At 34.4% G+C, this 14,721-nt stretch carries 11 protein-coding genes and 5 tRNA genes; 8 read left to right on the top strand and 8 right to left on the bottom strand.

Translation table 11 applies throughout. From position 1 onward, the window contains the following. Window positions 1–270: 270 nt before the first annotated feature. The 5 genes from IJI80_RS03555 to IJI80_RS03535 all read right to left on the bottom strand — a co-directional run bounded on the left by IJI80_RS03555 (window position 271) and on the right by IJI80_RS03535 (window position 784). Window positions 271–346: transfer RNA gene (locus IJI80_RS03555), tRNA-His, on the bottom strand. A gap of 46 nt (window positions 347–392) precedes the next feature. Then, window positions 393–475, bottom strand: a tRNA-Leu gene (locus tag IJI80_RS03550). 48 nt (window positions 476–523) lie between these two features. After that, window positions 524–598: transfer RNA gene (locus IJI80_RS03545), tRNA-Glu, on the bottom strand. A 34-nt stretch (window positions 599–632) separates the two neighbouring features. Then, window positions 633–706 (bottom strand) — tRNA-Ile (locus IJI80_RS03540). Between the two features lie 5 nt (window positions 707–711). Continuing rightward, a tRNA-Asn gene (locus IJI80_RS03535) sits at window positions 712–784 on the bottom strand. Between the two features lie 200 nt (window positions 785–984). Between IJI80_RS03535 and IJI80_RS03530 the strand changes: the two genes are divergently transcribed. From IJI80_RS03530 to hisE, 4 genes are all read left to right on the top strand, one after another. After that, the gene (locus IJI80_RS03530) at window positions 985–1,980 is read left to right on the top strand and encodes a radical SAM protein (protein WP_292787696.1); all 996 of its coding nucleotides are present in this window, start codon (window positions 985–987) and stop codon (window positions 1,978–1,980) included. Between the two features lie 233 nt (window positions 1,981–2,213). Next, window positions 2,214–3,569, top strand: a complete 1,356-nt coding sequence (gatB, locus tag IJI80_RS03525; protein ID WP_292787695.1) for an Asp-tRNA(Asn)/Glu-tRNA(Gln) amidotransferase subunit GatB — start codon at window positions 2,214–2,216, stop codon at window positions 3,567–3,569. 60 nt (window positions 3,570–3,629) lie between these two features. Next, window positions 3,630–4,436, top strand: coding sequence for a CBS domain-containing protein (locus IJI80_RS03520; protein ID WP_292787694.1), 807 nt, complete (start codon window positions 3,630–3,632; stop codon window positions 4,434–4,436). Between the two features lie 23 nt (window positions 4,437–4,459). After that, complete coding sequence (gene hisE, locus IJI80_RS03515; RefSeq protein ID WP_292787692.1) at window positions 4,460–4,750, top strand: phosphoribosyl-ATP diphosphatase; 291 nt, start codon at window positions 4,460–4,462, stop codon at window positions 4,748–4,750. Between the two features lie 96 nt (window positions 4,751–4,846). On the opposite strand, the gene IJI80_RS03510 is transcribed toward hisE, so the two are convergent. Together IJI80_RS03510 and larB are read right to left on the bottom strand one after the other, a co-directional pair. Further along, window positions 4,847–5,479, bottom strand: coding sequence for a GNAT family N-acetyltransferase (locus tag IJI80_RS03510; RefSeq protein WP_292787691.1), 633 nt, complete (start codon window positions 5,477–5,479; stop codon window positions 4,847–4,849). Between the two features lie 43 nt (window positions 5,480–5,522). Next, window positions 5,523–6,353: a nickel pincer cofactor biosynthesis protein LarB gene (gene larB, locus IJI80_RS03505; protein ID WP_292787689.1), complete on the bottom strand. Its 831-nt coding sequence runs from the start codon at window positions 6,351–6,353 to the stop codon at window positions 5,523–5,525. 190 nt (window positions 6,354–6,543) lie between these two features. Here larB and hypF point away from each other — a divergent pair, with 190 nt between their 5' ends. Beyond that, a complete protein-coding gene (hypF, locus tag IJI80_RS03500) occupies window positions 6,544–8,979 on the top strand; it encodes a carbamoyltransferase HypF (RefSeq protein ID WP_292787687.1) in 2,436 nt (811 codons plus the stop codon). Window positions 8,980–9,195: 216 nt separating this feature from the next. On the opposite strand, the gene IJI80_RS03495 is transcribed toward hypF, so the two are convergent. Further along, window positions 9,196–9,708: an ArsR family transcriptional regulator gene (locus IJI80_RS03495; RefSeq protein WP_292787685.1), complete on the bottom strand. Its 513-nt coding sequence runs from the start codon at window positions 9,706–9,708 to the stop codon at window positions 9,196–9,198. 634 nt (window positions 9,709–10,342) lie between these two features. Here IJI80_RS03495 and IJI80_RS03490 point away from each other — a divergent pair. The 3 genes from IJI80_RS03490 to dnaJ all read left to right on the top strand — a co-directional run bounded on the left by IJI80_RS03490 (window position 10,343) and on the right by dnaJ (window position 14,659). Then, the gene (locus IJI80_RS03490) at window positions 10,343–10,981 is read left to right on the top strand and encodes a nucleotide exchange factor GrpE (RefSeq protein WP_292787683.1); all 639 of its coding nucleotides are present in this window, start codon (window positions 10,343–10,345) and stop codon (window positions 10,979–10,981) included. Window positions 10,982–11,149: 168 nt separating this feature from the next. Continuing rightward, window positions 11,150–13,048, top strand: coding sequence for a molecular chaperone DnaK (dnaK, locus tag IJI80_RS03485; protein ID WP_292787681.1), 1,899 nt, complete (start codon window positions 11,150–11,152; stop codon window positions 13,046–13,048). Between the two features lie 447 nt (window positions 13,049–13,495). Next, window positions 13,496–14,659, top strand: coding sequence for a molecular chaperone DnaJ (dnaJ, locus tag IJI80_RS03480; protein ID WP_292787679.1), 1,164 nt, complete (start codon window positions 13,496–13,498; stop codon window positions 14,657–14,659). Window positions 14,660–14,721 lie beyond the last annotated feature (62 nt).

The following is a 14,721-nucleotide window of genomic DNA, read 5'->3' as shown; positions in this document are numbered from 1 at the left end:
CTCTATCCCATAATTTATGAACTAAATCTCTTTCCTCAGCTGAACCTTTTTTAGCCATATTAAAACCCACTTAAAATGTAACCTAATTATATTTAGTTTATTTCTTTACATATAAATAAAAGCAGTTAGAGCATTTGAAAAGTAATATGAAAAATAAATGGATGAAATAAATGAAAAATATGAAAATAAATTAAAAATATGAAATAAAATTAAAAATATGAAAAAAATAGTAATCTAAAAAGAGATGAAGTAATAAAAAAAGTTTAAAAATGGGGCCGGGGCCGAGATTTGAACCCGAGTCACAGGATCCACAGTCCCGTAGGATGACCGCCTACCCTACCCCGGCATGAAAAATACCTATATAGGATAAAAATAATAACCATAAAAGAATATGCGGGAGCAGGGATTCGAACCCTGGTAGACCTGCGTCAACAGGTCCTAAGCCTGTCTCCTTTGGCCGCTCGGACACCCCCGCTACTTAGAGAGGGAAGGAGATTCCCAAATATCTTTCAAATATAAAAAATGCTCCGACCGGGATTCGAACCCGAGTCTTCGGCTCGAAAGGCCGAAATGATTGGCCGGACTACACCATCGGAGCAATAAAAAACCTATGATAAAACTAGAATATGCAATGGGCCCAATGGGATTCGAACCCATGACATCCCGGTTATGAGCCGAGCGCTCTACCTGGCTAAGCTATGGGCCCAAAAACGCCGTCGACAGGGCTCGAACCTGTGACCAATCGGTTAACAGCCGAACGCTCTACCTACTGAGCTACGACGGCAAAACAACCCATGCTTGCAAATCAAGTTTTATAAAAATTAACACTGTATAAAGACAGTAATAATATGTTGATTAACATACTATATAAATGTTTCGATAAAAAATATCGATAAATAAAGACGCCACAACTCTTATTTAAAAAATTTAATATATAAGAATATGATATAATTTAATAAAGAAAAGAAAGCAAAGGGCAAAACCATGAATAATATAAACAGCATTGAAACACTTGAATTAGTCACCAAAGCAAATAATCTTAGCTTAAAAAAAGGATATACTGAAATAAGCTTAGAAAGAGCTGTTTTTTTATCATGGTGGTGTGATAAGGGAGACTGCAAATTCTGCTATATGAGCACTCAAAAAAACAAAATCAAGGATCCTACCAAAGCAAAACGTAGAGTGAATAATATATTGGCAGAAGCTGAAATGTGCAGCAGACTTGGATGGAATATAGAATTCCTATCAGGAGGATATAAATCATTCACTACTTCAGAAATCAAATCAATAGCTGAAAACATACACTCAATTACAGGCGATGGAGTTTGGCTAAACACTGGAATCACCTCTGAATTGGAGGAATATGGCTCTGAAATTAAAGGAATCACAGGTGCTGTTGAAGCTGCAAATCCAGAGTTTCAAAAGGTCGTTTGCCCAAGCAAGCCATTGGACCAAATAAGTGATATGTTGGATAAGGCAGGAGATTTAGGATTTAAGAAAGCGATTACAATAATCTTAGGCCTTGGAGAAAGCTTTGAAGATGTGGAATACTTGAAAGATTACATCAGAGCCCATAAAATCGATAGAGTGATTTTCTATTCCTTAAATCCCCACCCAGAAACTGAATATGTAAACAGTTCCCAACCAGCATCATTATACTACGCTAAAGTAGTCTCCACAATAAGACTGGAATTTCCAGATTTGGAAATTATCTGTGGAACCTGGACTGACAACTTAGCGAATATAGGAATACTTATTTTAAGTGGAGCTAATGGAATCACTAAATTCCCACTCTTTAAAATGTTCGGTACAAAATATGGTAAAAGAGTTGAAGAAGAAGTCAAATGGACTGGAAGAACACTTAAAGGAACCTTTACAGACAAAAACAAATTAGGTCCTGAAAAAAGTGAAATAAGTCCAGAATTAGATCAATACATCAAAAGATACATTAAAGATTCCTTGAAAAACAAATATAAATAATTCTCGTTTTTTTAATACTTTTAATATCTAATATTTTATATAAAGAAAATCTTTATAAATATAATAGTACATAAATTAACATAATATGAATTTATAGTTAATTAACATAACTTTTAAAAAACTTTTCCTAAGTTAACTGCTTATTTCTATTAACTACTTATTCTTATTTCATTAAAAAAAAACAATTAATATGATTTTTAAAAATCCTTGGAGGGATTAATATAGACGTAAATATGATGTGTGGACTTGAGATACACGTACAACTTGAAACCGATTCAAAGTTATTCTGTAACTGTCCAACAAACTATCAAGAAGCACCAGCAAACACAAACGTTTGCCCAGTATGTTTAAACCAACCAGGTGCTAAACCATTTCCAACCAATGAAAAAGCTATAGAAAACGCTTTAATGATTTCATTGATGCTTAACTGTAAAATTGACAAGAACTTTACTTATTTCATGAGAAAACACTACGATTATCCTGACTTGCCTTGCGGATATCAAAAAACTTCCGTGCCAATAGGTTACGAAGGTGAATTGAACGGTGTAAGAATCAGAGAAATTCACATGGAAGAGGACCCTGGACAATTCAAACCTGATAGAGGTATTGTAGACTTCAACCGTTCCGGAATTCCGCTTATCGAAATCGTAACTGAACCTGATATGCATTCACCGGAAGAAGCACGTAACTTCTTAAAAGAGCTTATCAGAGTATTGGAATACAGTGGAGGAGCTCGTGGAGAAGGTACTATGAGAGCAGATGTAAACGTTTCCATCAATGGTGGAAACAGAGTGGAAATGAAAAACATCAACTCCATTAAAGGTGCATACAAGGCATTGAACTTCGAAGTGATCAGACAAAAAAATCTCTTGAAAAGAGGCCGTGAAGTCAAACAGGAAACCAGAGCTTTCCTAGAATCACAAATGATTACCGTTTCAATGAGGGATAAGGAAAATGCAGATGACTACAGATTCATCCCAGATCCTGATTTGCCACCAATGAAAATCAGCGATGACCAAATCAACAAGGTTCTTGATGTGATGCCTGAAGCGCCACACAACAAAGTGAAAAGATTTGTTGAAGAATATGGAATCGATGAGGAATCTGCAAAAGTGCTTACCTCAGAACTTGATTTAGCTCAATGCTACGAAGAAGTGGCTAAAGAAGTTGACCCTAAATTTGCAGCTAAATGGATGAGAGATGAACTTAAAAGGGTATTGACATACAATAAGCTTGACTTTGCAGAAAGTGGAATCTTGGCAGATGACTTGATTGAATTCTTGAATATGCTCTTAAATAAGGAAATCACCACTAAAGCAGGTCAAAGAATCATTGAACAAATGCCAAACAACAAGCAAACTCCAAAACAAATAGCAGAAGAGTTAGGATTGATTGGTGTAGTTAAAGATGATGAAGTTCAAGCTGCAGCTAAACAAGCAGTTGAAGAAAACCCTAAAGCTGTAGATGATTACCACAACGGTGAAAAAGGTGCATTGAACTTCTTGATGGGTCAAGTGATGAGATTAACCAAAGGTAAAGCAGACCCAAGAGAAACTGTAAAAATCTTAAAAGAATTGCTTGAAGAATAATCATTCTTCAATATTTCTTTATAATTATCAAAAATTTAATTACAATACAGGAGGGTGATTATGGATACAGAAAAGGCAACAGTAAGAGACTACATGACAAAAGATGTATTTACAGTAAAATATGATACTCTCAATAATGATGTTATTAAATTAATGAAGCAAACAAAGCACGACGGTTATCCTGTTGTTGATGAGGATGGACAGATCGTTGGAATTATCACTGCATACGACTTATTGCTAAAGGATTGGGTAACTAATCAAGTTAGCGGAATAATGTCTACAGATGTAATCGTTGCAAGAGAGGATATGCATATCAACGATGCATCAAGAGTGATGTTCAGGCATGGTATTTCAAGACTTCCAGTTGTTGATAAGCAAAGACATGTGAAAGGAATCATGACCAACACAGATATTGTAAGGTCACATATTGAAAGGTCAACTCCAACTAAAGTGAATGCATTCAAGGAAACCATGGAAAAACTCTATGACATTAAAACCACATTAACAAGAGAGCAAGTTCCTGTAGATAAAATAAGACCTACACAGGACAGGGTTTATGCAGATGAATTGCAAGGAAGAACCTATGAACTTGAAAAAGGATTAGCAGAACCGACCATTGTAGTTAAAAGTGGAGACAGATACATATTAGTGGATGGACACCACAGAGCAGTGGCTTCTGTAAAATTAGGATTGGACAAAATCGATTCCTATGTTGTGGATTTCCATAAGGACATTAGGTTAGGTATGGAAAAAACCGCTGAAAAGCAAGGATTGAATTCATTTAATGACATTACAATCATTGATGATGACCAACATCCATTGATTGCAATTACTGAAACTATTAAAAATTCCCAACAAAAACGCTAAGAATTTCTTAGGGAAGTGAATTGATGGCAGATGACAAGATTTTAAGAGATGTTTATGAAGTATTGGAAAGTCGCAGGGATTCACCAATAGACTCATACACTTCAAACATTATGAAAGACAGCGACAAGAAGGCAGAGGATAAGATTCTTGAAAAAATAGCTGAAGAGTGTGGGGAAACTCTCATCGCTTCTAAAAATGATGAGAACTTGGTTTATGAATCTGTTGACTTGATATTTCATACATTGCTCCTTTTAGCATACAAAGGAGTGGAATTTGATGAAATTCTAGAAGAGTTTGAAAGAAGAAGAAAATAATTCTTTCAATAATCATCTTCTTTTTTTATGAAAGGACAAGTAGTTTGAATAATTACGAATAAATTTAAAAAATAAAAAAATAATAGCTTAAAACAGCTATTTGAGAATTAACTCCATATTTCGCATCCCTCTTTTTTTGCCAGGAACACCAAATGATTTTTTATTGAAAATTTTAAATCCTTTAGAACTGTATAATCTGAATGCACCATCATTTCTAAAGTCTGCATCCAAAACCACTCTTCTGCAATCCAAGTCTTTTGCAAGCTGAATCAATTGATCCAAAGCTTCAGTACCATAACCCTTTCCCCTTTGATTTGAGCAAATGGCCAATTCACAAATGTAAAAGTCATCATCCTCAACATCAACCAAAACGAAATTATCCATGAAAGAGACTTTTGAAAGACCTAATGCTTCAGAGAACTTAAGAGTCTTGAATTGATTTTTTATATCTCCAAAAAGGGAATGCTGGACTCCTTTTCCTCCATTGAACATTCCAATGATTTCCTTTTCCTCTGTGTCATCATCATCAAAGAAGACATAGAACAGATCATTTTCATCCACTTCCGCTTCCTTTGCAAAATCAATCAAAAGCAATCTGTTTTTAATTGCTTCCACACCTTCTTCCTTTGATTTGAAAACATGCTTGAATGTTCTATAATCAACATCATAGATCAGTTCAGCCACTTTATAAACATCATGAATTTCCGGATCGAAATCTCTAAAAATCAATACAAACACCATATATAAACTTAAAATCAATTAAAAAAAAAAATTATTCTTTAGACATCCTTACTCTTTTAGCAATGTTTTTGGCAATGGTCAATGCATAGACTCCCGCACCGAATCCATTGTCAATATTGACAACAGCCAAACCAGGAGCGCAAGACTGCAACATGGAATACAATGCTGCCTTCCCGTCTGCACCAACACCATAACCTACTGAAGTTGGAACAGCTATTACAGGAACATCCACCAAACCTGCAACAACAGAAGGCAATGCCCCTTCCATTCCTGCGCAGACAATGAATGCACAGACATCCTCTTCCACCATATATGCAATCTGTGGGAACAACCTATGGATTCCTGCAACACCTATATCATAGGAGGTGATAGCTTCGCATCCTCCCTGTTCAACAATGACTTTAGCCTCTTCAGCTATTGCAATATCTGAAGTTCCTGCAGTTAAAATTCCCACTTTAGCATATTCAGGATTGAAATTGACTAATGCATCCTTATAGATTATTAGAATCTTAGCTCTTTTATTGTAATCAAACTTAATTCCCTTTTCAAGAAGATAATCCAGATCATTTGCTAATGATTCATACCTTTCCTTAGATAATCTTGTAATGATGATGTTGTTTTTCAATTCGATTGAATCACTGCCAGATTCCTGTTTTTCAAAAAATCTTTTAATGATAAATAGCAAATCATCATAATCCTTGCTATCTGCTAAAATAGCTTCTGGAAATCCTGTCCTGTCCTTACGGGAAGTGTCAATTTGAGCCACTTCATCTAATTCCCTAATGCTTTCAGCCTTTAAAAGAGTCTCACATTCTTCAATTGAAATTTTACCTTCAGCAAGACTTTTAAGAATTTCTTTCATTTTATCACAAACATTATAAAATTTATTAAAATAAATTTTTTAAAATTTAATAAATCTCATCATAATAGAAAATATTATATTAAAAAGATTTATAATTACTATAATATATAATTAATATATTGATTATAAATTATATTTTATTTGATTATAATTTATTTGTTTTTTTATGATTTTATTTTAGATGGTGACCATGAAAACAGAAAAGGTATTGGTTGAAGGGATTGTACAGGGAGTAGGATTCAGACCCTTCGTATATAGAATAGCTACTGAATTGGAATTGACAGGTTATGTCAGAAACTTGGGAAATGTTGTAGAAATAATTATCCAAGGTTCAGATGATAAAATAGCTGATTTCATATACAAACTCCAGAATGAGCTTCCGCCAATAGCTAAAATAAACAATTTGGAAACTGAAGAGCTTGATGAGAAGGAAGATTATGCTGATTTTACAATCAAGGAAAGTTCAGACAGTTTCTCAGGAACATCTGTCATTCCACCTGATTTGGCAATCTGCGATAAGTGTTTGGAAGAGATAAACGACCCAAACAACAGAAGATACAATTACCCATTCAATGCATGTACAGATTGCGGCCCTCGTTTTACAGTTATTGAAAATGTGCCTTATGACAGAGATAAGACCACCATGGATGACTTCCCATTATGCGATGAATGTGAAGTGGAATATAAAAACCCATTGGATAGACGTTATCATGCAGAAGCAAGCTGCTGTGAAGTCTGCGGACCATTTTTAGAATTATATAAGAATGATAATCAAACTCCAGTGAAGATAGACTCTGAAGATCCTTTAGTAGATACTGCAAGGCTTCTCGATGAAGGAAAGATCTTTGCAATAAAAGGAATCGGTGGAACACACTTGGTTGCAAATGTAATGCTTGAGGATACTGTAAGCCTTTTAAGGGAAAGGTTAGGAAGAGAAAACCAGGCATTTGCAGTTATGAGCCCAGACATTGAAACAGTTAAAGGGTATGCAATTGTATCAGATGCTGAAGAAGAAACAATGCTGTCAAAGGAAAGGCCTATCGTTATCTTGAAAAAGAGTGAAAGCTATGATTTTGCACAGTCAGTTTCACCAGGATTGCATAACATTGGAGTGATGTTGCCATATGCTCCTTTGCATCATCTTTTATTCAATCACACAGACACTCCGGCTTACATCATGACTTCAGCTAACGTTCCTGGAGAGCCAATGATGATTACAAACGAGGAAATACTCAAAAACCTCGATACAATAGCTGACTATTATCTCATTCACAACAGAAGAATATTGAATAGATGTGATGATTCTGTAGCAAGATTCAGAAACAATGAACTTGCATTCATTAGACGTTCAAGAGGATACACACCGGAACCTTATGACTTGAAGGGCAAATACACAAATCTAAATCCTGAATTTGACAATCTCAATATTCTTGCACTTGGACCGGAACTTGATGTTACATTTACAATCCTCAAGAACTCAAAAGCTTATGTGTCTCAACATATTGGAAATACAAACAAGTACAGAACCTATGAATTCCTTCAGGAAGCAATCAAGCACATGATGAGGATTACTAAAACAGAAAGCTTCGATGCAATTGCATGTGATTTGCATCCACAATTCTTCACTACAAAGCTTGCAAAGGAATATGCTGAAAAATACGATTGCCCATTGATACCTGTTCAGCACCATCATGCTCATGGAATTTCACTATTGAATGATCATTATAAAAATGAAAGTAATGAAAGTAATGAAAATTCATCTATTGAAAACAACAATTTCGATGAAATGATCATTATAGCTGCTGATGGAGTGGGCTATGGTGGAGACGGCAACTCTTGGGGAGGAGAAATATTATACACAAACATTGGGGAATATGAGAGAACTGCTTCCTTAATGCCTCAAAAGATGCCTGGTGGAGATTTATGTACCAAATATCCTGTGAGAATGCTTGCAGCCATATTGTCTAACACTAATAGTGAGTACGAAAGTGAAAAGTACACTGAAGATTATGTAAAGGAACTCTTGAACAACAATTACATTGACTCTTTCCAACATGGAGCAATTGAAATCAAAAGCCTGTTCAGGCAATTGGAAACCAATCTCAATGTTGGAATAAACACCAGTACCGGAAGGGTTCTTGATTCCGTTTCAACTGCACTCCACATATGTGACAAACGCAGTTATGAAGGGGAAGCTTCCATGAAATTGGAATCCTATGCATATGATTACAAGGAAGATGACACTCTCGAGGATTTCCCAATAATCATCAAGGAATATGAAGATGAAAATGGAAAAAGAATGATTCTTGACACTACAGCAATAATGAGATATGTTGTAGACAAGATTGAGGAAGGGGAAAACCTCAATAAGATAGCTGTTGCAGGACAAAAGGCAGTGAGCATTGGACTTGCAAAGCTTGCTGTAGAGTCTGCAAAGGAAAAGGGAATCAAAACAATTGGTGCAACTGGGGGAGTATTCTACAACGAGGCAATCACAGCGCATATCAAGGAATTTGTGGAAAATGAGGGATTCAAATTTATTCAACACATCAATTCCTGTCCGGGAGATGGTTCAGTGTCCTTAGGACAAGCAATAGTTGCTGGAGTAAATTTAAAGAATCTTTAAAATAATCAATGAAAATAAGATAAAAAAGATTAAAATAATCAAATATTATTATTTTTATAATTAATTCTATTTTTTATAAAAAGAGTAAAAAAAGTGAAATGAGAAAGATAATAAAAATATAATAAACATTATATTATTAAAATATCTTTATAAAAATTATTATAATATTATATGTTATAATAATTAATTTTTAATAATCGATATTTTTCTAATAATCTAATATCTATTATAAGTTCTTTCTAAAATGTATTCTGCTCTTTCCTTTAAGTTGTCATATAAACGTATTTGGGCTTTCAATTCTTCAATAGCTTCTGTATGACCTTGATCTATTCTTTTTTCAATATCCAATAATTTGGACCACTCATCACCAGAAGGCAATTGCTTAATATCGTTTTGTGGATTTAGCATATCTTCAGAAATAGCTACATTAAATGAATGCTTGGTAATGGTGATATGCACATTCACATCATTAGGCATGTCATAATACTTACGAGGACGGCCTCTAACCACTTTTTTTGTTGAAGATGTTAAAATACCGACATCTTCCATAGCCCTTAAATGCTCAATGATAGCTTTCTGACCTATTTGGAGCTCTTGAGATATTTCACTAACAAATCTTGGCTCTTCCCTTAAGAGATCCATGATATCACGCCTAGTCTTACATCCCATAACATCAAGAATCGCTTCCATATCAACATCATCATCATGCTGATTTTGGTTATATTCCATATTTTGACCTCCATCATTTTAAAAAAGTAAATAATATATGAATTTATATTTAATTCTTTATATTGATATTTTGTATATTGATATTTCTATACAGATTCAAATTAATATTTTCATATTAATATCTCTATACTAAAATATGGGCATAAGTATTATATTAACTTTTTGTTACTAAAAACCGAAATCTTTATATAACATTTTGTTACTATAATAAGTATAGAGAAAGATAACATTTTGTTACTTTAATATAAATTGACAAAATAAAATCTAAATCCGAAGGTTATTTATAAAAAAGAGAACTTAAACAAATCAAAAAATCAAAGTTATCTTGATAAATGGCCTAAACTCAAAAAGTTATTATAAGAAACCTATAAAATTCTAATAAATAATAACGAACTGGATAAACACAAATCAAAGAACATTTCAAAATCCTCTTAAAAAATCACACTATAAACAAAGATTTTATTAGATTTATGTCCACACCCTAAATCTAAAAATCATAAACACTTTTCTATTAACCCATATGATAGAAACTACAAATCTAAATTCTTTGATTAAAGTCAAAATATTAAAGGAGCTTATCGCTCTCTTTCTCTTTCATTATAATACTTTATGATAATTCATAAAAGGTGAATAAATGGCTAAGAAAAATAAAACTAAAAAATCTGAAGAAGAAATTGATGAGGAAGATCAATCCAAACTTCAGGAAGATAAAGAAGAAAGCCCTTCTGAATCTAAGGAAGAGTCTTCACAAGATGAAGATGGCAAAGAAGAACCATCAAAAGAAGATGAAAGTGAAGACAGCGAATTAGATAAATTAACCAAAGACCTTGAGAGGAAAGATGAAGAAATCATAGAGCTTAAATCTCATATTCAAAGACTTCAAGCAGACTTTGATAACTTTAGAAAACAAGGGGAAAAACAAAAGCAAGACCTAATAAGATATGCAAATGAAGGCCTTATTGTTAAATTCCTGGATATCTATGAGGATATGGAAAGGGCTCTTGAAAACTCAAGCAATGAAGAAGAACTTAGAGAAGGTTTGGAATTAATTTATTCTAAAATGAAAAATACTTTAGAAAAGGAAGGTGTTGAAGAGATTCCTGCAGTAGGAGAGAAGTTCGACCCATTCAAGCATGAAGCTTTGCTTACTGTAGACAGTCCAGATCATGAAAACAATGAAATCGTTGATGAACTCATGAAAGGATACACCTTAAAGGATAAGGTAATCAAATACTCTAAAGTTAGAGTTTGCAAAAAGGCTAAGAAGGAATAAAAAATACAATTAAATTCATATTCATAAATTATTTATTAAAAATAATTTTATAAAATCAAAATCAATCAAATATTTTAAAAAATTAAAAATATTTGACAATTAAAAAAATTAAAAAAATTAAAAAATCAAAATAACTTTTATTAAAAACAAAATGTAAAGGTGAAAACTATGTCTGATACTAAAAAAGAAAAAATTATTGGAATTGACTTAGGTACTAGTAACTCTGCAGCATCTGTACTTGTCGGTGGTAAACCTACCGTTATCCCAAGTGCAGAAGGTGCAAGCCAATACGGTAAAGCATTCCCAAGTTATGTTGCATTCACTGAAGACGGTCAACAATTAGTTGGTGAACCAGCAAGAAGACAAGCTGTAACCAACCCTGAAAACACCATCAGTGCAATCAAAAGAAAAATGGGTACCGATTACAAAGTAACTATCCAAGGCAAACAATACACTCCACAAGAGATTTCTGCAAAGATCTTGCAAAAAATCAAAAAAGACGCAGAATCCTTCTTAGGAGAACCAATCGAAAAGGCAGTAATTACCGTACCTGCTTACTTTGACGACAACCAAAGAACTGCAACCAAAGATGCAGGAACCATTGCAGGTCTTGATGTAGTAAGACTTGTAAACGAACCAACTGCAGCAAGTTTAGCTTATGGTATCGACAAGCAAGATGACGATGATGACGTTAACATTTTAGTATTCGATTTAGGTGGAGGTACCTTAGACGTAACCATTATGGAATTTGGTGGAGGAGTATTTGAAGTACAATCCACTAGTGGGGACACCCAACTTGGTGGTACCGACATGGACAATGCTTTAATGAACTACTTAGCAAGTGAATTCAAAGCTGAAACAGGCATCGACTTAATGAATGATGACCAAGCTGTTCAAAGATTAAGAGAAGCAGCTGAAAAGGCAAAAATCGAATTGTCCACTACCTTAACAAGTGAAGTAAACTTACCATTCATCTGCATGGGTGCTGACGGTAAACCTCACAACTTAATTAACAATTTAACCAGAGCAAAATTAGAAGAATTAGTAGATCCTATCGTAAACAAATGTGGTCAACCTATCAAACAAGCATTAGATGATGCAAAAATGACCAAAAATGACATTGACAAGATTATCCTTGTTGGTGGACCTACCAGAATGCCAATCGTACAAAAATTCGTGGAAAACTTCATTGGCAAACCTGTAGAAAGAGGAATTGACCCAATGGAATGTGTAGCAATGGGTGCAGCTATTCAAGGTGGAGTACTCGCTGGAGAAATCAAAGATTTAGTTCTCTTAGACGTTACCCCATTATCCTTAGGTATTGAAACCTTAGGTGGAGTATCAACTACCCTTATCGAAAGAAACACTACAATTCCTGCTAAAAAATCTCAAATCTTCTCAACTGCAGCTGATAACCAACCTTCTGTAGACATTCACGTAGTTCAAGGAGAAAGAAAAATGGCAGCAGACAACACCACTCTTGGAAGATTCCAATTAGTAGGAATCCCTCCTGCACCAAGAGGAATGCCTCAAATAGAAGTTACCTTCGATATTGACGCAAACGGTATTATCAATGTAACTGCTCAAGACAAGGGAACAGGTAAGGAACAATCCATTACCATCACTTCATCTACCAAATTAACTGATGAAGAGATTGAAAAAGCTGTCAAAGAAGCAGAAATGAACGCTGAAGCAGACAAAAAGAAACAAGAAGAAATTGAAGTTAGAAACAATGCTGACTCCATGATCTACACTGCAGAAAAAACCATCAATGAAGAGGAAATCAAAGACAAAGTCTCTGATGACGAAAGATCCAACATTGAAAGATTAGTTGCAGAACTTAGAGAATTAATCAGCGGCGATGACATTGCAGCAATCAAGGAGAAAACCGATGAACTTACCAAAGTAGTTCAAGACATTGGTGCTAGAATCTACCAAGAAGCTGCAGCAGCTCAACAAGCAGCACAAGGTGCAGCTGGAGCAACTGGTGCTGATCCTAACGCAGGAGCAGGACCACAAGATGACGATGACGGCACTATCGATGCTGAATTCGAAGAGAAAAAATAGATTTGAATGAGTTTAGATTAAAATAATAATTTTAATCTAATCATTTTTTTTATTTTCATATTTTAGTAACCTCTCAAAATAGAAAAAATAAATTGAATTCTTTTAGACATTCCTCCTTGATTTTTCTTAGCCACTTACAACCTTTTAATGTCTAAAGAATTCTTTTTATTATTTAAATAGTTATTAAAAATCAAGACGAATAATCAAAATAGAATATATAAATTAAATTAAGTTTAAATATTAAAATTAACTAATAATTAATTTAGTAACCTTATCATTAGGTGAAATTTAATTAAATTATTTCATTTTAAGAAAAAATTGCTGATTAGGTAATTTAATTAAATTTTAACTAATAGTTCAATACTATTTTTAAAAATAAATATAAATCATTGAAAAAATCAAGAATTAATAAATAATCAATTACAATTAATGTTTATAGGTGACGAAATGGCAGAGAAGCGTGACTATTATGAAGTTCTCGGAGTGGACAAAACCGCTGATGAGAAGGAAATCAAAAAGGCTTACCGTAAATTAGCTAGAAAATACCATCCTGACGTTGTGGAAGAGGATAAGAAAGAGGAAGCCACTGAAAAGTTCAAGGAGATCAGTGAAGCTTACGCTGTTTTATCTGATGAGGAAAAAAGATCAAGATATGATCAATTCGGTCATGCAGGTATGGAAGGCTTCTCTAATGAAGACATCTTCAGAAACGTGAACTTCGAAGACATCTTCCAAGGATTTGGAGGAGGCGGAATAGAAGACATCTTCGATCTATTCGGTTTCGGTACCGGCAGATCAAGGTCTCGCAGTTCCGGACCAAGAAGAGGAAGCGACATCTACACTGAAGTCGAAATCACTTTAGAGGAAGCAGCAAATGGTGCTGATAAGGAAGTCACTGTAAGACACGATGTATTCTGCCCAGTCTGTAACGGTTCAAAAGCTGAACCTGGAAGTGAAGTTGAAACCTGTCCTGCCTGTGGAGGTACCGGTCAAAGAAAACAAATCAGACAAAGCCTATTTGGACAAGTCATGAATGTTGTTCAATGTGGCGAATGTAACGGTACCGGTAAAATCATCAAGGAGCCATGTCACAACTGTAAAGGTAGAGGAACCGTTAAGGAAAGCAAAACCCTTAACATCAAGATTCCTGCAGGTGTTGAAAGTGGAAACCGCTTAAGAGTTTCCGGTGAAGGTAATGTTGGAGATGTTGGCGGTGGAAATGGAGATCTTTACGTTGAGATTTACATTAAAAGGCATGAACACTTTGAAAGAGATGGTGCAAACCTTTACTATGAAAAGCAAATCAGTTTTGTCCAAGCAAGTTTAGGTGACACTGTAGACATTCCAACAATCAATGGGGAAGTCGAGCTTAAGATTCCACCTGGAACCCAAAGCGGAACCACATTCAGATTAAGGGACCAAGGTATGCCTTACATGAGACGTGCAGGAAAAGGTAACCTTTATGTAAACATTACAGTGGTTGTTCCACAAAAGCTCTCCAAAGAACAGAAAAAGCTATTGATCCAATTTGGAGAAATAAGCGGAGACGAAATAAAAGTCTACAAAAAAGGAATCTTTGACAAGGTCAAGGATGCTATAAACAATCCTTAGATAATTCCTTTTTTCTTATTTTTCTATTTTATCTTTTTTTCTTTTTTTAAAATTTTTATTAT

The organism is Methanobrevibacter sp., assembly GCF_017432245.1.
In the GTDB taxonomy this organism is placed as follows: domain Archaea; phylum Methanobacteriota; class Methanobacteria; order Methanobacteriales; family Methanobacteriaceae; genus Methanobrevibacter.
Note: the sequence above shows the minus strand (reverse complement) of the source record. Positions and strands in the feature narration are given on the sequence as shown.